We start from the raw sequence: 25,158 nt of genomic DNA, 5'->3' as shown, positions 1-25,158 counted from the left end.
AAATGAAACGTTACAAGACACTCAATGAACACTACCGGAAACTTTTCGGTGAAAAGATTTTTAAGGTACCCATTGATGCGGGATTTGATTGCCCCAATCGCGATGGAACGGTGGCGAAAGGTGGCTGCACCTTCTGCACAGTGTCTGGTTCAGGAGATGCGATTGTGGCTCCAGATGCGCCGATTGTGGAGCAATTTTATCAGGAAGTTGATTTTATGCACCGCAAGTGGCCCGAGGTCAAAAAATATCTGGTCTATTTTCAGAACTTTACCAATACCCATGCGGATGTGGCTGTTCTGCGAGAGCGCTACGAGCAAGCCATCAACGAACCGGGTGTGGTGGGAATCAACATTGGTACCCGGCCGGATTGCTTACCGGATGACACCATTGCCTATCTGGCAGAATTATCCGAGCGGATGCATGTGACTGTTGAGTTGGGACTTCAGACAACCTACGAAGAAACCTCGGAGCGGATCAATCGTGCCCATGACTACCAGACCTTCGTGGATGCGGTCAAGCGCCTGCGGCAGTATCCCAAGATTGAAGTAGTGGCTCATTTAATCAACGGTCTTCCTGGTGAAAGCCACGAAATGATGGTGGAAAATGTCCGGCGTTGCGTACGAGATGCAGACATTCAGGGCTTGAAACTTCACCTTCTCCATCTGATGACCAATACCCGCATGCAACGAGATTATCATGAAGGACGATTGCAGCTTCTCAGTCAGGAGGCCTATGTCAATCTGATTTGTGACCAGCTAGAGATTATTCCCCAACACATTGTGATTCACCGGCTCACAGGTGATGCTCCGCCCCATCTCTTGATTGGCCCCATGTGGAGCCTTAATAAGTGGGAGGTGCTCAATGCTATTGACAAAGAAATGGAGCGACGCGGCTCCTACCAAGGATGTAAAGTAGAAGAAAGGATTACCCTATGTTAAAACCCTTAGAAATGGCCCATGCTTTTTTGGCTGAAATCTTGACAAAAAACGATTATGCACTGGATGCGACCATGGGAAATGGTCATGATACGGTCTTTTTAGCCAAGAGAGCAAAGGAAGTATTTGCCTTTGATGTGCAGTTTGAAGCCTTGCAAAATACGCGAAATCGAGCAGATGCGGAAGGTTTAGACAACGTACGGCTCTTTTGGTCTGGTCACCAGAATATCAATCACTATATCTTGGGCTGTAAAGTGGCTATTTTTAACTTAGGCTATTTACCAAACGGGGATAAGTCTATCACAACTCGCTACGATACGACAATAGATGCCATTGAACAGGTCTTAAATATTTTGTCTGTTGGTGGTCGGGTTTCTATTGTTATCTATCCGGGCCATGAGGCAGGGAAGCTAGAAAAAGTAGAGGTGTTGGACTATGTGAGTGCTTTGGACCAGAACTACTTCACAGTAATGCTCTATGAACCGCTCAATCAAATCAATACCCCACCGCTGTTGGTCATGATTGAAAAAATCAAATCAACAGACGACCCCTTCTACGATCGTTTTTAAGAGAGAAAAAGCTTGAGAATGGCACTGAGAATAAAGTATTTTTATCTTACAAAAGCACCATTTTTATAAAAATGGTACTTTTGTTTTGCGTTTACACCCCCAAAATGATAAACTATTTATAGAAATACTGACCTGGTAAAGGAGAGTGAGTTGTCAGTACAGAAATATTCAAAGCAAGAGATTGAAGAGGTATTGGGTCAAATCAAGGATCTCGTTTCTCAGAACAAATTTATCATTAGTACTGGTGAGAATAGGGTGAAGAATGATGAATTTGCGGATGAATTTAATTTGGATAAAGAAAAGCGCAAGCAATTAATACTTAAAATAGAGGTTCGTGATTTTTGTGCCTGTGTTCAGTCTCCAAATGTTTATCAGAATCATGATGATTATTTTATATTTGGTCCGTGCTTTCTGTTAACAGATGTTTTTGGTGACGAAAGACAGGTCCAAGTTTATGCAAAATTTGTCCTTGCCTCCAGTAAAACAACGGGTTTAAAAACAATTGTGGTTTCCTTTCATGAGGCCGAAAGGCCGATGAGTTATTATTTCAAGAAATAAGGAGTTGAGTCTATCATGGCAGAAAAAAAAATATTTTGTGAACATTGTTTAGACGATGTTACTTATCATATTGAAGAGCGTGAAATGACACGGAAATTAAAAGGAACAGACTATACCTTCCTGGGTAAGGAGGCTTTTTGTGATGCTTGTACGCAGCCTGTTTTTGTGGAAGATATAGACACTGCAAATAGGCAGGCCCTCTATGACGCCTATCGGAAGGCTAATGACTTAATTTCTATTGCAGAGATAACGAGTCTTTTGAAAAAATACGCCATTGGTGCCAAGCCTTTGTCGGAATTGCTGGGCTGGGGCATCAATACCATCCCACGTTACTTAAAAGGAGACCTCCCCAAACGCTCCTATTCTGAGACTCTTTACCGCATTTCTAAAGAGCCAGATTATTTTTTGACCTTGTTAAAAGATGCAAAAGGGAGCTTAAGTTCTCCAACGTATGAAAAAAGTCTCAAAGCGACAGAAAAACTCATAGCAGACGGAGAGGTGCCGAAAGAGCATTTGGCTGCCAATTATTTATTATCAAAAAATAACGAAATTACTCCTTTAGCACTGCAGAAACTCTTGTATTATGTTCAAGGTTTTTCTGTTGCCTTTACGGGGGAATTTATGTTCCAAAGTGATTGTGAGAGTTGGGTTCATGGTCCAGTCTATCGAGATATTTATGAAAAATACCAGGAATTTGGCTGGCAACCGATTGTGCTAGAAAGCGACTATGATTATAGGCACTGTTTTACTGATCAGGAAATCCAAGTGTTGGACAGTGTTATCTACCACCTTAGTGTCTATAACGGGAAGGTTTTAGAAAAATTCACTCACGAAGAGAGCCCTTGGCTACTAACGCGTGGAGATTTGAAAGAAGATGAAGCCTCAGCTGCTGTTATCGAAAAAAAACTGATTGCAGATTTCTTCGAGAGAGTAAAGGATAAATATGATATGCTGACGGTTGATGACATAGCTGCCTACTCGAATGAACGATTTTCCCGCCTTCATTTTTAAAAACAGCCCAAAAGCGTACTTCCTCCGCACCAATGTCAACAAACTGGAATCCTATTCTCTAAGAGAGATGGAGGCGGGGGAGGTTTAAGAGTCACATGCAGATAAATAAACTGAGAATTTGTAGAAAAGGAGTTTCAAAGAATGTTTGGAAATTGGATGCTCATGCTCTTTGGCCTGATCTTTGTTTTGCGGGTGGTTTTCTTGTTTTTCTCCCTCAGAAAAGGCAAGCAGGGCCAGGGCTTCTATGATGTTTTTTTGATTTCTGATGGCAAATTGACCATTCAGGCAGCTTTTCCAATCACCTATCCCTTGGAAGAGATCGAACGAGTAGAGTTTTCGAGATTTGCCACCACCAAATCAGGCTTTACCAACTTCGCAGGCCAGCTACGGATCATCAAAAAGAATGGCCGTACCAGCCGTCGCTATTACTTTGATAGTAGTGTCCTTCACCAAAAGATTGTAGCCAAGTCGACAAAAGAAGAGATGGACCAAACGATTCAACTCCTCATGGCAAGACTGGAGCGTCATGGCATTCCCGCTCGGATGGTTGGGATGAAATGATGCAGGTTATATTTTCAAGCCATCTCATCCAAGTTTGGACCTGACAACCATTCTTCATTCCCAAGGTCTCCATGATAATCCTATTGAACTTACCAGCCTTCTTCATTCCGATGTAGGCTAACTTAGTTTCTGCCGAATAGGCATAAGAAAACACTCCTGCTTCTAGTTGACTAGATTTCAATAGGAGTGTTTTCTTGTGTCTCATTTGTGAGAGGCAGTCCCCTTTTAGGGGTTGTTATTACAATTTCGGCTTAATAAACAGTCTCTCTTCTCCCAGAGGGATCAGCTCGACTTGGTTGCCATAGAAGTCGCCCAGGTGGTCGGTTGTGAGGATGTCTTCCTTGGGGCCATGGGCCAGGACCTTGCCCTCTTTGAGGAGGAGGACATGGCTAAAGTCGGCGGTGATTTCTTCGGCATGGTGGGTGACGAAGATGATGGCGGGAGCGGTATCCAATTGGCAGATGTGGTGGAGGTGCTTGAGGAGACGCTCTCTGGCTAGGAGGTCCAGGCCGACGGTGGCTTCATCCAGGATGAGGAGTTCAGGGCTTTCCATGAGGCTGCGGGCGATGAGGAGGAGCTGGCGCTCGCCCTGAGAGAGGCTGGCATAGGTGCGGCCGACCAGGTGGGCACCATCGATACTGGTCAGCATGTCGATGGCCTCATTGAGCTCTTTCTGCCCGTACTCACGGTAGAGGATGGAGGACTTGTATTTGCCGGTCAGGACGATCTGTTCGGCCAGGAGGTCTGTGGGAAAGCGCTCGGCTAGAAAGGAGCCGACGATGCCGATTTTGGTGCGCAGGGTCGGAATATCTCCCTTGCCAAATGTGGTTTCCAGAACCGTTAAGTCGCCTGACGTTTTCCAAAATTCTGCCATAAGGATGCGTAAGAGGGTAGATTTGCCAGCTCCGTTGAGACCTAAGATTGCCCATCTTTGACCCTTTTCAAATTCCCAGCTAATATCTTCTAAAATTGTTTTTCCCTGTCGGCGGTAGGTAAGATTTTTCATAGAGATAATCATGACCGGCCCTCCCAATGCTCGTTTTATCCATTGTATCATAGAAAAAGCGGACGGGAAATGTTTTCAGCAGAATCTAGGCTACCATATTTTTTCAAATGTGGTATAATAGGGGTATTATATATTTTTACATAGGAGATTATCATGGAAGACCCCGGTAGTCAGACCATTCACTTACAATTTTTATTGCTCTTATTTTTAACCTTGCTCAATGCTTTTTTCTCAGCCTCTGAAATGGCTTTGGTTTCGCTCAACCGTTCTCGTGTGGAGCAAAAAGCAGCCGAAGGGGAGAAAAAATTCATCCGTCTCCTGTCTGTTTTGGAAAATCCTAACCATTTTTTATCTACCATTCAGGTAGGTATCACCTTCATTTCCATTTTGTCAGGAGCGAGCTTAGCTGGTGATTTGGGGGCAATCTTTGCTCAGTGGCTGGGTAATTCTGCAACTGCTCAGACAGCAGGTTACTGGTTGGCCTTGGCCTTGTTGACCTTCATTTCTATCGTTTTGGGAGAACTCTATCCTAAGCGGATTGCTATGAATATGAAGGAAAATTTAGCGGTTGTTTCAGCGCCGATTATCATTTTTCTGGGAAAAATTGTCAGTCCGTTTGTCTGGCTCTTATCTGCTGCGACCAATCTTATCAGCCGTATCACGCCGATGGATTTTGATGATGCAGATGAAAAGATGACCCGCGATGAGATTGAATACATCCTGACTAAGAGTGAGGAAACCTTAGATGCGGAAGAAATTGAGATGCTTCAGGGAATCTTCTCCTTGGATGAAATGGTTGCGCGTGAGGTGATGGTACCTCGTACCGACGCCTTCATGATTGATATTGACGACGATATTGAAACCATCATGCCGGAAATTCTCAAGCAAAATTATTCACGGATTCCGGTCTATGAGGGAGATAAGGATAAGGTCATCGGTCTAATCCATACCAAGAAAATCTTGGCGGAAGGTTTTACCAATGGGTTTGATAAGCTTAATATTCGCCGGATTATGCAGGAGCCACTCTTTGTTCCGGAAACCATCTATGTGGATGATTTGCTCAAGGCTCTGCGAAATACACAGAATCAAATGGCCATCCTCTTGGATGAGTACGGTGGCGTGGCTGGTCTGGTCACTCTGGAAGACTTGCTGGAAGAAATTGTCGGTGAGATTGATGATGAAACCGATAAAACGGAGATTTTTGTCCGTGAAATTGGTGAAAATACTTATATCGTTCAAGGCAGCATGACCCTCAATGATTTCAATGAACACTTTGATACGGAACTAGAAAGCGATGATGTGGACACCATTGCCGGTTTCTATCTAACAGGACTTGGTACGATTCCGACTCAGGATGAGAAAGAAGCCTACGAGATTGATAGTAAGGGCCACCATCTGGTCTTAATCAATGATAAGGTGAAGCACGGCCGTGTCACTAAATTGAAACTCTTGATCACCCCTATCGATGAAGAGGGCGCTGAAAAAGAATAACCAACGAGTCACTGAAAAGTGGCTCTTTTTGTGGATTCATTTCTTGAAAATCTTTTGTAAACCATCTAGTAGAAGCGTTTTCATTTTTGTGGTATACTAGAGGTATCAAGCTGATGAGGATGAGAGAATGGAAGAAGTAGATTACAAGAAAGTTACCGGTCTGGTGCATTCGACAGAAAGCTTTGGGTCAGTGGATGGTCCAGGTGTCCGTTTTGTGGTCTTCATGCAGGGCTGCCATATGCGTTGCCAGTATTGCCATAACCCCGACACATGGGATTTGGTCAATCCATCTGCCACTGAGCGGACGGCTGAAGATGTACTCAATGAAGCCCTGCGCTTTCGTATGTTCTGGGGAAAAGAGGGGGGCATCACTGTGTCAGGTGGTGAGGCCACTATCCAAATTGACTTTTTGATAGCTCTCTTTAGTTTGGCCAAGGAAAAGGGAATTCACACAACTTTGGATACCTGTGCCTTAACCTTTAGAAACACTCCTCGCTATCTGGAAAAATACAACAAACTTATGGAAGTGACGGATCTGGTCCTTCTTGATATTAAGGAAATCAATCCAGACCAACACCGGATTGTGACAGGCCATAGTAACAAAAATATTCTGGCTTGTGCAAATTACCTATCTGACATCGGTAAGCCTGTCTGGATTCGTCATGTACTGGTACCAAACTTGACAGATAGGGATGAGGATTTGATTGAGCTTGGCAAGTTTGTCAAGACCCTCAAAAACGTAGAGCGTTTTGAAGTCCTTCCTTATCACAACTTGGGTGAATTCAAGTGGCGCGAACTTGGCAGACCCTATCCCTTGGAAGGTACAAAGCCACCGACCAAGGAACGGGTTCAAAATGCTAAGAACCTTATGGGAACGGAGTCTTATCAGGACTACCTCAACCGCATTCGAGGGTAGGAAAACAAACCAATTCTGCCTAGACTTCTTATGACAAACATGGCTAGCGCTGTTCCTGACTGTCAGGCACAGTGCCGGCCTTTTTATTTAGATGAAGCAGGGCAAAGCGAGTTAAGGAAGGAATAAATGATAAACGGAATATTCATACTTGACTGTAACCTTAGGTTATCCTTTATACTTTTGTTGTAAAGGAGAAAAAATATGAATATTCACATGATTCGCTCAGATAAGGTCTATCGAGAGTTGCTAGAAATGCCAATGGCAGAAAGAAGGGGCTATTTTAAAGAGGAAATACTAGCGCCCTATAAAGAAAAATTTTACAAACAGGGCATTCCTTTTGAAGCCAAGCAAGAGGGTGGTTTTGACATTATGATGTTGCTGAGTTGGATGCACTTCATGCCTGAAATGCTGACGGCGCAGCAGCTGCCCCTGATTGACCGTTTAGACGACTCTGTTTGGCAAAGTTGCGAAAGAGCTATTCGAGACAGTTTGGCAAGATTTGGTTCGGTCACATTACCTGTCCAAGACTACACTTTTACAATCTTGCTGGCTCAGCCAACGGCACCTATGCTGCAAATCAATGATGGGTATAGTGGGGATGGTGGGATTCCGGGTTATCTATTTTTGTCATTGGTTCCGAATGAGCATACCTTATCCCGCCTACCATCAGCCCTAGCTCATGAAGTCAATCATAATGTTCGCTATCAGTTTGTTGACTGGGATGGGGGTTCACTTAAGGAAATGCTGGTAGCAGAAGGGTTGGCCGAGAATTTTGCTGTTCAGATGTATGGAAAGGAAAAGCTAGGTCCTTGGGTGAGCAAAACCAGTCTGGATACACTCAATCAGGTCATCAAACCCTTCTTACACAATCATTTAGACGTTAAGGGTGTGCAAAAAATCACCGCCTACCTCTATGGTGATGAAATAGCTGCCTTGATGGGCCAGGAAGGTGTTGGCATGCCTTACTGTGCAGGTTACGCTTGCGGCTATTATCTGATACAGTATTATTTGGAAAAGACAGGAAAAACCATCGAAGAAGCAAGCCTCATACCGGCTTCGGAAATTTTAGCGGAGGTAGAAGAATTTTGGACAGGAACTACACGATAAAGGAAATAATGACCATCACAGGTTTGACCAAGAGGACCCTACATTATTATGATCGGGTTGGATTATTGCCAGCAGAGAAGTTAGAGAATGGCTACCGTAGTTATAGTCAGGAAGACTTGATCCGACTGCAGAAAATTCTCTTTCTAAAGGCTTTGGATTTTTCCATCAAGGACATTCAGAACCTAATCGATTTGACTGATGAGGATCTTCGTCCCATCTTAGAAAAACAAGAGAAGGTCTTTGCCTTGAAAATCAAGGAGCTACAAGAAAAGGAAAGACAATTACAGGCCTTTCTATCTGGCCAGCCCCTGTTAGATTTAGACATATTTGAAAAGCCACTTTCAGATCAATATAAGGTGGAAGCGGAAATGCGGTATGGAGATACTCCAGCCTATCAGATCTTCCAAGAACGTCAGGAAAAACTAGACACAAACCAAAAGGGGACCGAACAAGAACGATTGGAACAAATTTTTCAGCTCTTTAGTCAACAGACGCATCTCCCTTATGATGCACCTGAAGTAAAGCAGTTAGTGGAGGAATGGCGACGGGCTCTGCTTGCCTTTAGTGACTTTAGCGATCAGGTCTTGGTTTATATTGCGCAAACCTACGAAGACGACCCTAGGTTCAAGCAGTATTTCCAAAAATACGGCAACCCAGACTTACCAGCTTTTATCAAAAAAGCAGTGAAAGCCCATTTGGGGTTGTGAAAAAATAAAATAAAGCACATAGAATCACTGTTTTTCCTAACATGATTGTATGTGCTTTTTCTATTTATGGCCTTTCTGCCCTTTTAATCTTCACTGAGGAGTAACTGTGTCCTTATCCCGTCAACGTCAACAAAGGCTGCTGTTTTGTCAATCTGTTGGACGGTTAAACCAGCAGCTGAGGCACGTTCCAAGGTGGCTTTGAAAGTGTCAGTCTGAGAATAGATCACAGTATAGTAAGCAAGGCCTGGCATGCCTTCTTGTCTGGTTTCTAGATTTTTTCCTCCCCATTCGTTGACAGCTAAATGGTGGTGATAATCACCAGAGGCTAGCCAAGAGGCGGACGGCACACTGAATTTGTCCTCCATAGCTAGAACTTCTTGGTAAAAGCGGCTAGAAGCGGCGCTTTCTCGGACGGAGAGGTGGACATGGCCCATGCGGCTGCCTGCTGGCATCTGATAGGCTGCGTCAGCTTTTTTACCTAAAGCATAGACAGCCTCCGCATCCATAGGCTCGGTCTTGCCGACGATGCGGCCGTCCGGACGGACATCCCAAGTGTCTTGAGGCAGGTCGCGGTAGATCTCGATGCCGTTGCCTTCAGTGTCGGCTAGGTAAATGGCCTCGCTGTAACCGTGGTCGCTGGCCCCTTGTAGGGGAACTTTGTTGTCGATAAAGTGGCGGAAAATGGTGCCTAAGTCCTCTCGGCTAGGAAGGACAAGAGCCAAGTGGTAGAGTCCGTAGCTGTGGCTGACTTCGCCTTTCTGCTCTGTTTGAATCAGGCGGACAAGGGCGGTCTGTCCGACACCAAGATCAATCTGGTTTGGGCTTTGGGAGAGAACTTGGAGACCCAATACCTGCTGGTAAAACAGGCTTTGGAGGTCGAGATTGCGAACATTGAGGGCAACAGGGCCCAGTTCAAATTGGGAATTGTACATAGGCTTAGGCCTCCAACAAAGCTTGAGCCTGGGCCTGCAAACCAGCAATAGCTTCCTCTGACAATACCAACTGTCCAGTTCCCCATGCTTCTGGGTTGACAGTTGTTCCTGTAAATTTACCTACGACTTGCATACGAACAAATGGCAATAGGGCTTGGTAAGTAGCAAACAATTGGTCCTGTCCTGCATTGGCAACCGAAGATACGGTAATAATTTTGTCTTGAAGAGCAGACGGGCCGCGTGTTTCTGACAAGTCAAGGGCACGGCTGAGCCAGTCAATCAGGTTCTTCACCGTACCTGGAATAGCGAAGTTGTAAACTGGCGAGAAAATCCAGATGGCATCCGCCGCTATGATGGCGTCACGGGCGGCCTGCACGGCTGGTAAGACAGGGGTCTCAAGGTCTTGGTTCATAAGCGGAATATTCTTGTAGTCAAGGTAGCTGACATTTGCTTGACCAGCCAAGATACTTTCAGCCTGCTTAGCCATTTGGTGGTTGAACGACCCTTCACGAAGGGAACCGACGATAAATAGAATGTTTTTCATAATAATATACCCCTAAAAGTTTCTTCTTTCCTGCTCTCGCAGTTTATGGTATGATTATAGCAGATACATCAAAAAAGACAAGTAGGTTTTTTTTGAGTAGTCACTATCTTTTTATGAAGTAATGTGAACTATCAAGGGAAAGAGGTTGCAACATGCCAGACTATCATACCAAAAACATCTATGCCTGCCCCTATCTGGCCACACAGACGGTTTTGTCAGGTAAGTGGAACATTTTGCTCTTACACCACATTGAAGACGGCCCCATTCGTTTTAATGAACTGCACCGTCGTTTAGAAGGGATTTCTCAAGCTACCCTGACCAAACAGCTGCGCCAGTTGGAAGAGGACGGCCTGATTGTCCGCAAGGTGTATGCTCAGGTACCGCCAAAAGTCGAATATGAGCTGAGCGAGATTGGTCAGGAATTTAAGGCTGTTTTAGAGCAGATTGAAACATTTGGGGATAAGTACATCAACTTTATCAAATCCAAAAAATCTGAATGAGGTGTTCATTCAGATTTTTGTATTTTATAAGTCACCATCATTCACTGCATCTAACCAGCTTGCTGCGGCTTGGGCGGTGCTTTCAAGGGCGCCTTCCTTGAATGGTGACTGGAGGTTTGCGGCTGCAACCACCTGTAAGAAGGACTTGGTGCCACCCAAATCACAGATGCGGATGTAGTCTTCCCAAGCAGTTTCATCCTGGTCAACCTGTGTGCGTTTCCAGAATTGGAGGGCGCAGACTTGGGCCAAGGTGTAGTCAATGTAGTAGAATGGGCTGGCAAAAATATGCCCCTGACGGTACCAGAAGATACCACGGTTGAGGGCTTCTGATTCAGAATAATCACGGTCTGGCAGGTATTGGGCCTGCAAGCGAGCCCAAGTTGCCTTGCGTTCTGCTGGTGTCATCTCCGGGTGTTCATAGACTTCGTGCTGGAAGTGGTCTACCAAGACACCGTAAGGCAAGAAGAGTAGAGTGCCAGCCAAGTGGCTGAATTTATATTTATCAACTTGTTCCTTGAAGAAACGGTCCATCCAAGGCCAGGTCATGAATTCCATGGACATGGAGTGGATTTCGCAGGTTTCATAAGTTGGCCAGACAACTTCAGGACTTTGGATCCAACGGGAGCGGTAAACTTGGAAGGCGTGTCCCGCTTCGTGGGTCAAGACGTCAATATCACCGCTGGTTCCATTGAAGTTGGAGAAGATGAAGGGGCTCTTGTAATCAGGGATATAGGTACAGTAGCCTCCACTATCTTTACCTGTTTTGGCAACCAGATCCAGCAATTCATGCTCTACCATGAAGTCGAAAAACTCACCAGTTTCTGCTGATAATTCGCGGTACATTTCTTGAGCTTGGGCCAAGATAAAGTCAGGGTCACCTTGTGGGACTGCATTACCGTCTAAAAACTCGAGATTGAGGTCGTAGTGCTTGAGGCTTGGTACCTGCAAGCGTTTGGCTTGGCGCTCACGCAAGTTTTGCACAATCGGCACGATATGCTTGAGAATTTCCTCCCGATAAATCTTTACCATCTCACGATTGTAGTCAAAACGGTTCATCTTGAGGTAGCCGTATTCGACATAATCCTTAAAGCCGAGTTTGCGGGCGATTTCCGTACGGACTTTGACCAGTTCGTCATAGACACGGTCGAAGTCTGCTTCTTTTTCAACGAAATAGGCAGTGCTGGCTTCAGATGCGGCTTTACGAACCTCGCGATCAGTTGATTGGCCAAATGGGCTAAGCTGAGAAAGGTTGTAGGTTTTTCCTTGAAACTCAATAGCAGCACCTGCAATCAATTTGTTGTAGGCGTCGATGAGTTCATTTTCCTTTTGGAACAAAGGAATGGCTTCGGATGAAAAGGTCTTGAGTTTGTTTTCAGCTAGTTTAAAGAAGGTTTCTGGCAGAATGTCAGCCAGTTCAGCCTTGTAAGGCGTTTTGATAATGATACGGTAGTAGTTGGTGGTCAATTCCTCGAACAAGGGAGAATACTCATTCCAAAACTTGGTTTCTTCATTGTAAAATTCATCATTCATATCAATGGAATGGCGAATCATCCAGAGGTTGTACTGAGTATCAACTAGGTTGAGGAGCTTTGTAATCTCCAAGATAAGAGCCTTGGTTTCCTCAAGACTAGCAGCTGCCTCTAAATCAGCTGTCAGGCGTGTAAAATCTTCCTTGATGGCAGGATAATCTGGGTGGATGTAGGTATAGTCTGAAAATTTCATAAATAACTCCTTGTTTCTTTCTACATTCTATCTTACTCTTTTTGAGATGCTTTGGCAAATCCCGACCTGTTCATGTTCACAAGGAGGGGGATTTGTGGTAAAATATAGATGATTTTAAAAAAAGAGGTTTTAGACATGACAAAATTTTTAGTTTTTGGACACCAAAATCCTGATACAGATGCGATTGCGTCAGCATACGGTTGGGCTTACTTGGAGCGCGAGGTTTTTGGTCGCGATGCGGAAGCTGTTGCCCTTGGTACACCAAATGAAGAAACAGCATTTGCCCTTGACTATTTCGGTGTGACGGCACCGCGCGTGGTGGAATCTGCTAAGGCAGAAGGTGTTGCACAAGTTATCCTGACTGACCACAATGAATTCCAACAGTCTATCGCAGACATCAAGGATGTTGAAGTGGCAGCAGTCATTGACCACCATCGTGTTGCCAATTTTGAAACAGCTAATCCGCTTTACATGCGCTTGGAGCCAGTCGGTTCAGCTTCTTCTATCGTCTACCGTGCCTTTAAAGAAAATGGGGTAACACCTCCAAAAGAAGTAGCAGGTCTTCTCTTGTCTGGTTTGATTTCAGATACCCTTCTCTTGAAATCACCAACAACTCACGCAACAGATCCACAAGTTGCGGCTGAATTGGCTGGAATTGCAGGTGTTAACTTGGAAGAATATGGTCTAGCCCTCTTGAAAGCTGGTACCAACCTTGCTAGCAAGTCAGCAGAAGAATTGATTGACATTGATGCAAAAACCTTTGGTTTGAACGGCAATGATGTGCGTGTAGCTCAGGTCAACACTGTTGACATTGCTGAGGTCTTGGAGCGTCAAGCAGAGATTGAAGCTGCCATGACAGCAGCGTCTGAAGTAAATGGTTATTCTGACTTTGTATTGATGATTACAGACATTGTTAACTCAAACTCTGAAATCCTCGCTCTCGGCAGCAACATGGACAAGGTTGAGGCAGCCTTCAACTTCAAGTTGGAAAACAATCATGCCTTCCTTGCAGGGGCTGTTTCGCGTAAGAAACAGGTTGTACCGCAGTTGACAGATGCATTTAATGCTTAAATGTCCTCCTACTCTTCCCTGTTCCTTCTTTGTTACTCTTACTAAGAGGAAAAAATAGTTATCATGCGAATCTGGGTTTTTCCCAGATTTTTTTGTAAAAAAGCTTGACTTGGAGTGGACTCCAAGGTGTATACTAAGGTAACAAACAAAGGAGGTGCAGATGAATATCAAGCAAGCTAGCCTTGCAACAGGGCTGTCAGCAGATACCATTCGCTACTATGAACGCATCGGGCTCTTGCCACCCATTGAGCGAACAGATTCAGGTATTCGGAAGTTTTCGGACAAGGACATTGCGATTTTAGAATTTATTCATTGTTTTCGCGCCGCAGGTATGTCCATTGACTCCTTGACGAGTTACATGAATTTGATTCCCGCTGGGGATAAGACCTTGCTTACGCGGCAGCGGATTTTGCAAGAAGAAAAAAATCGTCTAATCGAGGAGAAGTCTAAAATTGAACAAGCCTTGAAGCGATTAGAGCAGAAATTGGCGGACTACGAAACCAGTCTGGCTCAGTTTGAAGAAAGGTTGTTTAAGGAAGTAAAGGAGGAAGAACAATGAAATCAGTAGAGTTTATTGCAGCGGGAAAAGTTGGTATTCGAGAAATAGAAAAACCTCAACTTATAGAGGCAGATGATGCCATTATCCGTGTGGTTCGTTCTTGTGTCTGTGGTTCAGACCTTTGGGCTTATAGGGGCCTGAGCGAAAAGGCGGAGCATTCAGCTAATAGCGGTCATGAGGTTATCGGAATTGTAGAGGAAGTAGGTTCAGCCGTTACAACAGTGAAAAAAGGTGACTTTGTTATTGCCCCCTTCACTCATGGCTGTGGACAGTGTGCGGCCTGCCGTGCAGGCTTTGAAGGCGGATGTCAAGGACACGGCCCAGCAACAAACTTTTCATCAGGCTATCAGGCAGAATACGTTCGCTATACTCATGCCCAATGGTCCCTCATTAAAATTCCGGGGCAGCCAAGTGATTACAGCGAAGGGATGATTGCTTCTTTTCTGGCTCTTGCTGATGTGATGCCTACGGGCTATCATGCAGCTCGTGTGGCAAATGTGCAGGCTGGAGATACTGTTGCGGTAATCGGAGATGGGGCGGTTGGTCTGTGTGCTGTTATTGCGGCCAAGCTACGCGGAGCCAAGCGCATCATTGTGATGAGCCGTCATAAGGATAGACAGGAACTGGCACTAGAGTTTGGCGCAACAGATATTGTTGAAGAACGTGGCGAGGAAGGTGTGGCTAGGGTCTTGGAATTGACACAGGGAGCCGGCGTGGATGCTGCCCTAGAATGTGTTGGAACGACCCTATCGACAGAAACAGCTGCCAAGATTGTTCGGCCGGGGGCGATTGTCGGCCGTGTCGGTGTTCCGCATGGTGAGGACATCCAACTATCTAGCTATTTTATGTCCAACACTGGTTTCGCAGGTGGCCCAGCTTCAGTGACAACCTATGTGAAGGGAGGCCTGCTTCAGGCTGTCTTGGATGGTCTTATCAATCCAGGTAAGGTGTTTACCAAGGTCTATAAGCTGGATGACATCGCTCAGGCCTATCAGGATATGGATGAGCGCAAGACCATCAAATCAATGTTAACCATGGAATAGATTTGTGCTATAATGGGTCTATGATTAGACACTACAATGCAAGCAAGTTGGCTCGCTCTTCCTTTTTCAGGCAATTGATTCAGTATGTAGACCAAGAGGGTTCCGTGACCTTACGTCAAATCAAGGAGGTCTTTCCAGACCAAGCCAAGCTAAACCGACAACTGGAGGCCTTTATTGAAGCGGGCTATATCGAGCGCAGGAATCGCCGGTATCAACTGGCTTTTACTTACCTAACCAGTCTTGAAGGAATAGCGTTGGATTCCGAAGTTTTTGTGGAATCGGACAGTTCGCTGTTAGCTGCTTTGGAAGAGTTACACTTTTTGGTGGAGTTAGTCAATGAAACCAATCAAGCTATCATTCAAGAAGAGGTGGATTTTCTTCGAGAAGAATTGACCTTATCCTCGTATTTCTACAAGGTTAGGGAGCAACTGCCTTTATCACCTGAACAGGAAGAACTGTTCCACCTGCTGGGAGATGTCAATTATCAGTATGCCATGAAATACCTGACCACCTTCTTGCTCAAGTTTTCGCGCAAGGAACGAGTTATCCAGAAACGACCGGATATTTTTGTAGGAGCGCTACTTCTGCTTGGTTATATCAAAAAGATTGATGAGCAAGCCTATCAGTTGACGATGGAGCTTGATAGGGAAAATTTGGTCTTTCGACCGCCTTCTGATAGAGAAAAACAAACAAGGGATTGAGTCGTCAGTCCCTTGTTTTTATAATTCAGCTTCTTCTTTTTTCTCTGCAAAGAAAGGCTTGAGCCATTCTTCTATTTTTTCCTGCGGCTTAGCTAGGTTTTGAAGGAGGTCTTCCTTCCAGATCTGATAGCGGGTGTCAAGCAGAGAGAGTAAGAGGCGGTCCACCATCTCCCTTTCTTGGCTGGTTAGGTGCTGGCTGTTGGCAATCAGCTGTTGGATTTTTTGTAGGGTATCTTTTGTGATGTCATTGAAGCGGTGGATGCCGGCCTCGATAAAGAGGCCAAAGAATGTGTCAAAGAAGTGTTTGAGTTCTTCATCAGACAGATTGGCTGTCCATGTTTTGAGAGTTTTGTCTACTTGGATGCTATTTCCGCTAAGGGTTTCTGCAGGTTTGAAGTCATGGTTCTCTATCTCCCAGGAGAAGGTGATGTGTTGGAGGAGTCCAATGGCTCTGCTTTGGACAATATGAGCCCCTTTGGGTGTTTCTAACATCATGCCGACAATAGAGTTTTCTGGGATGATGGTTTCGATGCGGCTCTCGATAGCCTTAAAACCATCAGATTCTATGATGGAGCGGTGGACTCCGGGGGCATCAAAGGCTAGAACTTTTAGAATGTGTTCCTGTTTATCCGCCGTTTGCTGGCTGGAGGCATAGACAGCCAGATTGCCTCCCTTAGAATGACCTGAGATATAGAAGTGTCCTGTCAGACTGTCCATCAGCTTGCTCAGGTAGTTGCTGGCAGATTTTTGGGCAGGGATTTCCGCCATGTAGGTCATGTGGAAATCTTCCTTCCAACCGATAATGGTGTCGTCTGTTCCCCTAAAGCTGACAAGATAGGTATCGCGACAGACCTTGTAGCAGAGGGCGGCAAATTGTTTTTGTTTATCTAGGTCATAATCATCAACAAACCCTAGAACCTTGATATGCTTGAACCGCTTGCTTTTGGAGAGTTTGTCCAGCAGTTTCAAGCGCTCCTTAGTCACCATCAACAGGGGAGGATAACCATCTGCGAAGGCTTGAGTAAACTTGACTGCGAGTTGATCCAGACGGATGGCCTCTGCCAGAGAAAAGGCATAAGGAGCCAGTTGGTCGAAGGGAAGATAGGCTATTTCTGTCAGAGCGAGGATGTCCAGCCGATTGAGGGGCTGATCGTAAAAACTGTCAAATTGACAGTCGTCAATATAGTTGAGTAGGTTTGCCATGAGAATCCTTTCTGAGTATCTTATCAGCATTATATCCTATCTTTCAGTAAATGACAAAATTGTAAGAAAGAATACCTAGCTTTTCTAACTTTTTCTTAGGAAAATAGATTATAATAAAAGCAACAAATGTAAGAAGGAGCAGCCATGCAGAAGATTGTCATCATAGAAGACGATGTAACCATTCGCCAATTGGTAGCCAAGAACCTCCGCAACTGGGGCTATGAGGTAGCAGAAGTAGAGGGTTTTCAGACGGTCTTAGAAGAACTTTCCAGTTTGGAACCTCATCTTGTTTTATTGGATATTGGGTTGCCGTTTTTTAATGGCTATTATTGGTGTCAGGAAATCCGAAAAACATCCAATGTACCAATCATTTTTTTGTCCTCACACGATCAGCCGATGGACATTGTGATGGCTATCAATATGGGAGCGGACGACTATGTGACCAAGCCCTTTGATATGACCGTTCTTTTGGCGAAGATTCAAGGGCTTCTGCGCCGAACCTATGATTTTATCGGGGAGCAGAGCAAGCTCTGGTTTGAGGACATTGCTTTGGATTTGAAAACCATGCAAATCCAGTATAAGGGGCAGGTTGAGGATTTGACAAAGAACGAATTTCAGATTGTTCGTGTCCTATTTGAGCGGCCGCTAACCGTAGTCAGCCGTGATGAGCTGATGCGAGAATTATGGAATAGTGATCTTTTTGTGGATGATAATACTTTGACCGTCAACGTTGCCCGTCTGCGGAAAAAGTTAGCTGATTTAGGTTTGGAACAATTGATTGCGACCAAGAAAGGGGTCGGATATGGTTTGGTGAAGTCGCATGACTAAAAAGGAATTTACCGTATTTATAAAGTCGTGGTTGTTCACTCGTCTGCTCTTTTTGCTTGCCTATGGGGCTTTCTTTGTCCTGATTGGCGGCATCAGTCTTCTTTTTGAGGTAGAGAGGGCTCTGGTCTTTTATACCTTGAGTCTCTTGTCTTTGCTTGTGATAGTGGTCATATTTGCGGATCTGGTTCGGGAATTTTCCAGGTATAAACAGGTCTTGAGAGGGGATATTCTAGAAGCAGGTTCTGCCAGTGAACAGGTTTTGCAGGAACGGGTACTTGAACTGGCAGAGGAGCTCAAAGAGGCGGTGTCTAGGCAGCAGCAAAAGCAGGATGACTTTCAGGACTATTATACGCTGTGGGCCCATCAGATGAAGATTCCCATTGCGGCTAGCCAGCTTCTCTTGGGAGAGCTTGGTGCGGGGGAACCGAAGCGGGCTCTGGAGCGTGAGCTTTTCAAAATCGAACAATATACAGGTCTGGTTCTCAATTATCTCCGGCTGGAGTCTTTTCACGAGGATCTGCAGGTGGAGCAAGTGGCAGTTGAGGAGCTGGTCAAGCAGACGGTAAAGAAGTTCTCTCTTTTCTTTATAGAAAACAAAATCAGTCTGGAGCTAGGGAATCTGGATTGTTTGCTTGCGACTGATCGGCGCTGGCTGGGCTTGTTATTGGAACAATTGATTTCCAACGCCGTTAAATATACTCGGCCGGGCCGGATTGCTATTTTCTTAGAAGAGGATGATTTGATTGTTCAGGATACGGGAATCGGCATTGCCTCTTCGGATCTTGAGCGGGTCTTTGACCGCGGTTTTTCAGGCTATAATGGTCGCAGGACGCAGCAGTCCTCAGGACTCGGTTTGTACCTGTCCAAGCGCATCGCGACAGAGCTGGGTTATGGATTGACCTTGACTTCACAAGTTGGAAAAGGAACTCAGGTGCGTATCAGGCTAAAGCAAGAAGACTTGGTATTCAAGTAATCTTACAAAAATGTCATGCAAACGAAAGGTAAAGCCATGGCAGGCTGTCAGGATGTGAGCTAAGATAGGGGTAGAAAAAGAAAGCTGTCTGACAGCAAAAGGAGGTTCCTATGTCATTATTAGATGTGCAACATGTGAAAAAGATTTATCAATCCCGTTTTAAAGCGGGGCAAGTTGAAGCCTTGAAAGATATTCACTTCAGTGTGGAAAAGGGAGAATATGTAGCCATTATGGGTGAATCCGGCTCTGGTAAGTCTACCCTGCTCAATATCTTAGCTATGCTGGATAAGCCGACTCAGGGCAAGGTCATGCTCAATGGTTTAGATATGCAGTCGATTAAAAATAAAGAGGCTTCTGCCTTTCGTCGTGAAAAACTTGGTTTTGTCTTTCAAGATTTTAATTTGCTAGATACCCTCACGGTTAAGGATAATGTACTGTTGCCCTTGGTTTTATCAAGAGTGGCAGTTAAGGAAATGGACAAGCGCGTGCTGGATGTTCTCAATCAGTTAGAGATTGCAACCCTCAGAGATAAGATGCCTTATGAAATTTCAGGCGGTCAACAGCAACGGGTAGCTGTGGCTCGGGCCATTATCACCAATCCAGAGATTCTTCTAGCAGATGAGCCGACCGGTTCTTTGGATTCCAAATCTTCAGCCACCTTGCTGGATGTCTTTGATCATATCAATGAAACGGGGCAGACCATTTTGATGGTGACCCATTCAACCGCTGCCGCCAGTCGGGCCAAGCGAGTTCTCTTTATCAAGGATGGCATTCTCTACAATCAAATTTACCGCGGAGATAAAAGCAGTCAGGAGATGTACCAGCAAATTTCCGACACCTTGACTCTAATGGCGAATCGAGGTGAGTGATATGCTAGGATTGACAAGTAAACTAGCCTGGTCTAATCTTTTAAAAAACCGAGCCCTCTATTATCCCTACGCCTTGGTGACGGTGCTTTCAGCAGCCCTCTCTTATATCTTTACCTCCCTCAGCCTAAATCCAGAGCTGGCCAATGTTTGGGGCGGAAGAGGCGTCATTGCTGTACTCAATTTTGGTACGGTTGTGGTCATGATTGCTGTGGCTGTTATGATTTTTTATGCCAATTCCTTCGTGATGAAAAATCGCTCCAAGGAATTTGGAGTTTACAGTATTTTGGGTTTGGAGAAAAAACACCTTCTCCTTATGACCTTGATTGAAAGCCTTCTTTTTGCGGTGGTAACAACCATTTTAGGGCTTATCATTGGAATTGCTCTGGACAAGCTCTTCTACGCCCTGCTGCTCAAATTGATGCAGATGAAAGTGATACTAGCCTCGGTCTTTCAATGGGCGAGTGTGGCAACTGTTCTAGGCTACTTTGCGGGCATCTTTCTTCTAATTTGTCTGTTGAATGTTGGAAAACTTGGCTTGACAGATTCGCTAAAGATGGTTCAGAATAAGAAACAAGGGGAAAAGAAAGGTCGCTTGCTATGGTTACAGACCATCGTTGGTCTGGTGGTTTTAGGAACGGCCTACTATTTGGCCCAAACAGTGACCTCTCCCGTCAAGGCGCTGGGCACCTTTTTCCTAGCAGTTCTTATGGTTATCTTTGCGACCTATCTCCTCTTTAATGCAGGAACCATCAGCCTACTCAATTGGCTAAAGGGGCGCAAGAAATATTACTACCAACCTGCAAACTTTATCTCTATTTCCAATCTTGTCTTTCGGATGAGGAAAAACGCCATGGGGCTGGCTACGATTGCCATCTTGTCCACCATGTTTCTGGTAACCCTTATTGGAGGAAGCAACATCTTTTTTGGTGGGAGAGATCATATCCTTCGGCAAAATCCCAATGATTTTATCATTGGAATTGGTCTTTCTCGCACAGAAGCTGATACTCAGCTGATTGAAGCAGAGGCGGCTTCTTTGATGGAAAAACTCGACATCCCTCTTGAAAAGCAAGTGACCTATTCTTATATTGACGAATTTGTTACAGGAGTCAGTCAGAAGGAAATTGACCTTCTAAACGAAGGGGAAGAGTTGGGCGTGGATTTTTCCGATAAGACAGGACTCATCTATATCATTGATCAGGCAGCCTACCAACAGATGACTGGGAAGAAGCTGAGTCTGGATGATCATCAGGTAGCCCTTTATAGTAAGCAGGCCAACTATCAGCTTAATCAGGAGCTGAAAGTAGAAGGACAGACCTTCCAAGTGAGCCAACTCTTATCCACAAACCCTACGATAGGTCACCTTCCTGACACCACATCCTTCTTGCTAAATCAGTACTTTGTTTTAGTTGTCAAGGATTTGAAGCTTGTTCAAACTGATGATAAGCAGCATTTCTACCTAGGCTTCGAGTCCAGTTTGTCAGAAGAAGAGCAGATAGAGGCGCGTGACCGTTTTATGATGGGGCTATTTGAAAGTGAGTTATGGAGTCGCTATTCCTCCTCGGCCCACCTTGCCTACCGAGCTTACTCCCTACATGACTACTTTGGTTTTGCGGGCTCCCTCCTCTTTATTGGCTTGATTTTGGCCCTTGTCTTTCTAATGGCGACAGTTCTAGTCATCTACTACAAGCAAATTTCAGAAGGATATGAGGATCGTAGTCGGTTTGTTATTATGCATAAGGTCGGCTTGGATGAGCAAGAAACCAAGCGCAGTATTCGCAAACAGATGGTCACTGTTTTCTTCCTGCCGCTTGTCTTCGCCTTTCTCCACCTCGCCTTCGCCTATAAGATGCTCAGCCGTATTCTTAGTCTGATGGGAGTTGTCAATTCTGACTTGATGCTTCAAGTCACCATAGGTGTTTGTCTGGTCTATGTGGTAACTTACCTGCTCGTTTACAACCTGACCTCTGTTTCCTATCGAAAGATTATTTCATAAATCGACACTCGGATTTTCCGAGTGTTTTTTTACTAGTATGCTTTACAAACTAGTTGCCGTATGCTATACTAAGATAAAAGGACTAGTGTGTAAAACAAACTAGAAAGAAAGGGGAGGTTTTGTATGCGAGAAACGCAGATGCTCAAGGGAGTTCTGGATGGTTGCGTCTTGCAACTTATTTCCCGGAAGGAGAACTACGGCTATGAACTGGTTCAAGCCCTGCGAGCCCAAGGTTTTGAAAATATGGTAGGAGGCACCATCTATCCCCTCCTGCAAAAATTGGAGAAGAATGGTCTGATTTACAGTCAAAACAAGCCTTCGCCAGATGGGCCAGACAGGAAGTATTTTTATCTGACAGAGGAAGGACAGGGTTACCTAGATGATTTTTGGTTTCAGTGGAGCGAGTTGGTGGACAAGGTTGAGAAGGTGAAAGGAGAGTAAGATGACGAAGCAAATGGAATACCGCAAACAGATTGAAGCAATTGAAGCCCAGTTAACCAAGAAAAATAAAGAATATATGGGCCGAATCAATGGCTATATGATGATTGCCTCCATCTTCCACAGGCAGGAAGAAGCCGTGACAGTCCAACTTTTATCCATTTACCAAGATGTTCTGGATGCGCAAGAAGATGGGCAATCAGCCGAGGACTTTCTGGGGAAAGACAGCAAGCAAATGGCAGATGAACTCCTGTCAGACCTGCCTCCTATTGGCATTTTTGAGGTGGCTCGGCTGAGCGGTCTTATGCTCAGTATCTACGTCGGTAGTCAGTTACTAATGGACTTTGCAGCAACGGGAACAATTTCCCTCAACTGGCTCTCCTTAATTTGCGACATGGCCTTTAGTTTGCTCTTGCCAGCAGGCCTCCTCCTTATTCTTCGCGGTCTGATTTACCAGACCAACAAAATCAAAGTTTGGGCAAGTTTTCTCTGTACTCCCCTTCTTTTTCTAGTAATTTGTGGCCTTCGTCTTTGGGTAATCCCCAAGGAACCTGACCTAGTCTTGACTGGCTGGGGGCTTCTAGTGCCACTTACCTTAATCGGTTCAGCTCTGCTATTTTTCCAAAAGGAAAAATTAGTCCGCTATGTCTTTTTACCAAGCTATCTCTTCATGATCTTGGGAGGTGTGGTGAATATGGTCATGACTGTTCCAGTTTGGCTCAATCTGGTCTTGGTCATTCTTCCAGCTCTGGCATTTTGGATTGGCAGTGCGGTATTATTGGTGAGAAAGGAGAAGTAGGATGAACAAACAGCAGGAAGATTTGAATGCCATTAGTAACTTGCAAGGGAAATTGACCAAGGGAAACAAGGTCTACATGCGCAAGCTCCATGGCTACTTGATACTGGCCTCGGCTTTTCATGAGCAGGAGGCGGAGGCGACAGAACTCTTGCTATCCATTTATCAAGATGTTTTGGAGGCGCAGAAGGATGGTCTGTCTGCGGAGGACTTTCTGGGGAAGGACAGTAAGCAAATGGCAGATGAACTTTTGTCTGATCTGCCGCCCATTCGCTGGTATTATGGTTTGCGACTGACAGGTTCCATGGCCTTGATTTATATTAGCTGGTTTTTCCTAGGAGAATTCGGCGTAACAGGCAATATGACTTTGGAATGGCGGGGTTTGCTTTGTGACCTACTCATCGGTTTCGTCCTGCCCAGCTCTGCCTTTTTCATCCTAAAGAATCTGGTTTATGAGCCATCGAAAATTAAGGCTAGTCTTGTCATGGGTACTTGGGGGATAGTGTTCGTCGGTTTAATCGGTCTGCGATTTTGGATTAGCCGTCAGTTTTTTGAAGGGCTTGCCCTGCCGCTGTGGGCCTCAATCTTAGTATTGCTGGGGATTGCAGTGGGAATCTGGTACTACCGCACGAAATCACCGATTGTTTACGTTTTTGTACCTGCCTATGTGTTAACCGTTCTTAGTGGTTTCAGTCAGGTGATAGCTAGCCAGTTTGGTTATGGACCGCAGGACTGGACAGGTTGGTTGCCATTGGTGTTTATGGGAATAGCCTCCATCACCACATTTGCAGGTACCTATTTCCTTCTAAAAAAGGAGCAGATAGTTTAGAAACAACATCAGGCTACGCTTTAGAGTGGTCTGGTTTTTTGGTATAATGGTTGAAAGATAGAAGATTAAAGGAGAAAACCATGACATTTGAAGAGATTTTACCAGGCCTCAAAGCTAAGAAAAAATATGTTCGCACAGGCTGGGGCGGAGCGGAGAACTACGTTCAGCTCTTTGACACCATTGAAGTCAACGGTCAAAAACTAGAAGCGACGCCATATTTCCTCATCAACGTGACCGGCGAGGGTGAAGGCTTCTCCATGTGGAGCCCGACCCCCTGCGATGTCCTTGCGACCGACTGGGTGGAAGTCCATGACTAAGACAGCCCTCATCACCGGCGTTTCCAGCGGCATTGGACTTGCACAGGCGCGGATTTTTTTGGAAAAAGGCTGGCGCGTGTACGGGATTGACCAGGACAGCAAGCCTAATCTGGCAGGGGATTTCCACTTCTTACAACTAGACCTAACTGGTGATTTATCCCCAGTCTTTTCATGGTGCCAGACAGTTGATGTCCTCTGTAACACCGCAGGCATTCTAGACGATTACCGTCCCCACCTAGATATTGAGGAGGAGGAATTAGCTCAGGTTTTCGCGGTTAATTTTTTTGCGGTGACAAGACTAACCCGCCCTTATCTGCAGCAAATGGTGGACAGGCAGTCCGGTATCATTATCAATATGTGCTCTATAGCCTCCAGTCTAGCAGGTGGAGGGGGCTCAGCCTATACTGCCTCCAAGCACGCTCTTTCAGGCTTTACCAAGCAACTGGCTTTGGACTATGCCAAGGACAAGGTGCAGGTATTTGGTATTGCCCCCGGTGCTGTCCAGACAGGCATGACCCGGAAGGATTTTGAACCCGGGGGATTAGCCGATTGGGTGGCAGACCAGACACCTATCGGACGCTGGACTCAGCCTGACGAAATAGCAGAGCTGACTCTTATGCTGGCTACTGGAAAACTAGCCTCCATGCAAGGCCAGATTATCACCATTGACGGCGGCTGGAGTTTGAAATAGAATAGACAAAATAGAGAGTTAGGAAAAAGAGTTTATGGTTATTATTTTTGGAACAAAGAATAAGTCAGAAGATTTAGGTGCCACAGATGCTGAAGTACTCTATGCGAATTGCCATAATCAATCACCTTGGCATGTACATGTAGTAGATAAAAAATTTACGCTCTTTTTCATGTCGATTTTTACCCTGAGTTCGACTTACTATCTGCTTTGTCCCATTTGCCAGTATGGCAGACAAATTTCCAAGCAGGATGCAAAAGAGTTGGTGGGTCGCACTTGATAACATAGAAA

The 25,158-nt window shown here is 45.1% G+C and carries 29 protein-coding genes; 24 read left to right on the top strand and 5 right to left on the bottom strand.

Translation table 11 applies throughout. The features are described from left to right. Positions 1-2: 2 nt before the first annotated feature. The 5 genes from mnmL to INT76_RS04120 all read left to right on the top strand — a co-directional run bounded on the left by mnmL (position 3) and on the right by INT76_RS04120 (position 3,634). Entirely contained in the window at positions 3-938 is a 936-nt protein-coding gene (gene mnmL, locus INT76_RS04140; RefSeq protein ID WP_212572477.1) for a tRNA modification radical SAM protein MnmL/YtqA, read from the top strand. Beyond that, on the top strand, positions 932-1,504 hold the full coding sequence (gene mnmM / locus INT76_RS04135) for a tRNA 5-(aminomethyl)-2-thiouridylate-methyltransferase MnmM (protein ID WP_212572475.1): 573 nt from the start codon (positions 932-934) through the stop codon (positions 1,502-1,504). The genes mnmL and mnmM overlap by 7 nt, the downstream gene beginning before the upstream one ends. Positions 1,505-1,654: 150 nt before the next feature. Continuing rightward, the gene (locus tag INT76_RS04130) at positions 1,655-2,062 is read left to right on the top strand and encodes a hypothetical protein (protein WP_212572474.1); all 408 of its coding nucleotides are present in this window, start codon (positions 1,655-1,657) and stop codon (positions 2,060-2,062) included. 15 nt (positions 2,063-2,077) lie between these two features. Further along, positions 2,078-3,073 carry a type II toxin-antitoxin system antitoxin SocA domain-containing protein gene (locus INT76_RS04125; protein WP_212572472.1) on the top strand — a complete coding sequence of 332 codons (996 nt, stop codon included), beginning with the start codon at positions 2,078-2,080 and terminating at the stop codon, positions 3,071-3,073. Between the two features lie 141 nt (positions 3,074-3,214). Continuing rightward, complete coding sequence (locus INT76_RS04120; protein ID WP_212572470.1) at positions 3,215-3,634, top strand: hypothetical protein; 420 nt, start codon at positions 3,215-3,217, stop codon at positions 3,632-3,634. 238 nt (positions 3,635-3,872) lie between these two features. On the opposite strand, the gene INT76_RS04115 is transcribed toward INT76_RS04120, so the two are convergent. Then, positions 3,873-4,652 carry an ABC transporter ATP-binding protein gene (locus INT76_RS04115; RefSeq protein ID WP_212573014.1) on the bottom strand — a complete coding sequence of 260 codons (780 nt, stop codon included), beginning with the start codon at positions 4,650-4,652 and terminating at the stop codon, positions 3,873-3,875. 141 nt (positions 4,653-4,793) lie between these two features. Between INT76_RS04115 and INT76_RS04110 the strand changes: the two genes are divergently transcribed. The 4 genes from INT76_RS04110 (at position 4,794) to INT76_RS04095 (ending at position 8,861) form a co-directional block, all read left to right on the top strand. Further along, entirely contained in the window at positions 4,794-6,131 is a 1,338-nt protein-coding gene (locus INT76_RS04110) for a hemolysin family protein (protein WP_212572468.1), read from the top strand. Positions 6,132-6,258: 127 nt separating this feature from the next. Further along, on the top strand, positions 6,259-7,047 hold the full coding sequence (gene pflA, locus INT76_RS04105) for a pyruvate formate-lyase-activating protein (RefSeq protein ID WP_212572466.1): 789 nt from the start codon (positions 6,259-6,261) through the stop codon (positions 7,045-7,047). A gap of 201 nt (positions 7,048-7,248) precedes the next feature. Beyond that, positions 7,249-8,154: a DUF2268 domain-containing putative Zn-dependent protease gene (locus INT76_RS04100; RefSeq protein WP_212572465.1), complete on the top strand. Its 906-nt coding sequence runs from the start codon at positions 7,249-7,251 to the stop codon at positions 8,152-8,154. An 8-nt stretch (positions 8,155-8,162) separates the two neighbouring features. Beyond that, complete coding sequence (locus INT76_RS04095; RefSeq protein WP_249116181.1) at positions 8,163-8,861, top strand: MerR family transcriptional regulator; 699 nt, start codon at positions 8,163-8,165, stop codon at positions 8,859-8,861. Between the two features lie 83 nt (positions 8,862-8,944). Here INT76_RS04095 and INT76_RS04090 read toward each other — a convergent pair whose 3' ends face one another. Continuing rightward, positions 8,945-9,793, bottom strand: coding sequence for a VOC family protein (locus INT76_RS04090; protein ID WP_212572462.1), 849 nt, complete (start codon positions 9,791-9,793; stop codon positions 8,945-8,947). Between the two features lie 4 nt (positions 9,794-9,797). Then, positions 9,798-10,337, bottom strand: a complete 540-nt coding sequence (locus INT76_RS04085) for an NADPH-dependent FMN reductase (protein ID WP_212572460.1) — start codon at positions 10,335-10,337, stop codon at positions 9,798-9,800. Between the two features lie 152 nt (positions 10,338-10,489). On the opposite strand from INT76_RS04085, the gene INT76_RS04080 reads away from it, so the two are divergent. Beyond that, positions 10,490-10,837, top strand: a complete 348-nt coding sequence (locus INT76_RS04080; RefSeq protein ID WP_212572458.1) for a winged helix-turn-helix transcriptional regulator — start codon at positions 10,490-10,492, stop codon at positions 10,835-10,837. Between the two features lie 24 nt (positions 10,838-10,861). Here the strand turns inward: INT76_RS04080 and INT76_RS04075 are convergent, their stop codons facing one another. After that, a complete protein-coding gene (locus INT76_RS04075; protein ID WP_212572456.1) occupies positions 10,862-12,559 on the bottom strand; it encodes a M3 family oligoendopeptidase in 1,698 nt (565 codons plus the stop codon). Positions 12,560-12,694: 135 nt separating this feature from the next. Between INT76_RS04075 and INT76_RS04070 the strand changes: the two genes are divergently transcribed. From INT76_RS04070 to INT76_RS04055, 4 genes are all read left to right on the top strand, one after another. Next, on the top strand, positions 12,695-13,630 hold the full coding sequence (locus tag INT76_RS04070; RefSeq protein ID WP_212572455.1) for a manganese-dependent inorganic pyrophosphatase: 936 nt from the start codon (positions 12,695-12,697) through the stop codon (positions 13,628-13,630). 160 nt (positions 13,631-13,790) lie between these two features. After that, positions 13,791-14,189, top strand: coding sequence for a MerR family transcriptional regulator (locus INT76_RS04065; protein WP_212572454.1), 399 nt, complete (start codon positions 13,791-13,793; stop codon positions 14,187-14,189). After that, complete coding sequence (locus INT76_RS04060; RefSeq protein ID WP_212572453.1) at positions 14,186-15,232, top strand: zinc-dependent alcohol dehydrogenase family protein; 1,047 nt, start codon at positions 14,186-14,188, stop codon at positions 15,230-15,232. The genes INT76_RS04065 and INT76_RS04060 overlap by 4 nt, the downstream gene beginning before the upstream one ends. Before the next feature lie 20 nt (positions 15,233-15,252). Further along, on the top strand, positions 15,253-15,933 hold the full coding sequence (locus INT76_RS04055; RefSeq protein WP_212572452.1) for a DUF1803 domain-containing protein: 681 nt from the start codon (positions 15,253-15,255) through the stop codon (positions 15,931-15,933). Positions 15,934-15,951: 18 nt separating this feature from the next. Here the strand turns inward: INT76_RS04055 and INT76_RS04050 are convergent, their stop codons facing one another. Next, complete coding sequence (locus INT76_RS04050) at positions 15,952-17,136, bottom strand: DUF2974 domain-containing protein (protein ID WP_212572451.1); 1,185 nt, start codon at positions 17,134-17,136, stop codon at positions 15,952-15,954. A gap of 144 nt (positions 17,137-17,280) precedes the next feature. Here INT76_RS04050 and INT76_RS04045 point away from each other — a divergent pair, with 144 nt between their 5' ends. The 10 genes from INT76_RS04045 to INT76_RS04000 all read left to right on the top strand — a co-directional run bounded on the left by INT76_RS04045 (position 17,281) and on the right by INT76_RS04000 (position 25,147). Further along, entirely contained in the window at positions 17,281-17,964 is a 684-nt protein-coding gene (locus INT76_RS04045) for a response regulator transcription factor (protein WP_212572450.1), read from the top strand. Continuing rightward, positions 17,957-18,937, top strand: a complete 981-nt coding sequence (locus INT76_RS04040) for a sensor histidine kinase (RefSeq protein WP_212572449.1) — start codon at positions 17,957-17,959, stop codon at positions 18,935-18,937. Before INT76_RS04045 ends, INT76_RS04040 begins: the two co-directional genes overlap by 8 nt. Before the next feature lie 110 nt (positions 18,938-19,047). Continuing rightward, on the top strand, positions 19,048-19,806 hold the full coding sequence (locus INT76_RS04035; RefSeq protein WP_212572448.1) for an ABC transporter ATP-binding protein: 759 nt from the start codon (positions 19,048-19,050) through the stop codon (positions 19,804-19,806). Between the two features lies 1 nt (position 19,807). Next, the gene (locus tag INT76_RS04030; protein ID WP_212572447.1) at positions 19,808-21,799 is read left to right on the top strand and encodes an FtsX-like permease family protein; all 1,992 of its coding nucleotides are present in this window, start codon (positions 19,808-19,810) and stop codon (positions 21,797-21,799) included. Positions 21,800-21,922: 123 nt separating this feature from the next. Continuing rightward, entirely contained in the window at positions 21,923-22,240 is a 318-nt protein-coding gene (locus INT76_RS04025) for a PadR family transcriptional regulator (protein ID WP_212572446.1), read from the top strand. A 1-nt stretch (position 22,241) separates the two neighbouring features. Then, a complete protein-coding gene (locus tag INT76_RS04020; RefSeq protein WP_212572445.1) occupies positions 22,242-23,036 on the top strand; it encodes a DUF1129 domain-containing protein in 795 nt (264 codons plus the stop codon). A 1-nt stretch (position 23,037) separates the two neighbouring features. Continuing rightward, positions 23,038-23,862 carry a DUF1129 domain-containing protein gene (locus tag INT76_RS04015; protein ID WP_249116180.1) on the top strand — a complete coding sequence of 275 codons (825 nt, stop codon included), beginning with the start codon at positions 23,038-23,040 and terminating at the stop codon, positions 23,860-23,862. An 80-nt stretch (positions 23,863-23,942) separates the two neighbouring features. Next, positions 23,943-24,179, top strand: coding sequence for a DUF2829 domain-containing protein (locus tag INT76_RS04010; protein WP_105156501.1), 237 nt, complete (start codon positions 23,943-23,945; stop codon positions 24,177-24,179). After that, positions 24,172-24,870, top strand: coding sequence for a 3-oxoacyl-ACP reductase (locus INT76_RS04005; RefSeq protein WP_212572444.1), 699 nt, complete (start codon positions 24,172-24,174; stop codon positions 24,868-24,870). The genes INT76_RS04010 and INT76_RS04005 overlap by 8 nt, the downstream gene beginning before the upstream one ends. A gap of 34 nt (positions 24,871-24,904) precedes the next feature. Next, complete coding sequence (locus INT76_RS04000) at positions 24,905-25,147, top strand: zinc-ribbon domain-containing protein (RefSeq protein ID WP_212572443.1); 243 nt, start codon at positions 24,905-24,907, stop codon at positions 25,145-25,147. The last annotated feature ends 11 nt before the right edge of the window (positions 25,148-25,158 follow it).

The organism is Streptococcus oriscaviae, from assembly GCF_018137985.1.
Lineage (GTDB): Bacteria > Bacillota > Bacilli > Lactobacillales > Streptococcaceae > Streptococcus > Streptococcus oriscaviae.
This window is presented reverse-complemented; position numbering and strand designations above follow the sequence as displayed.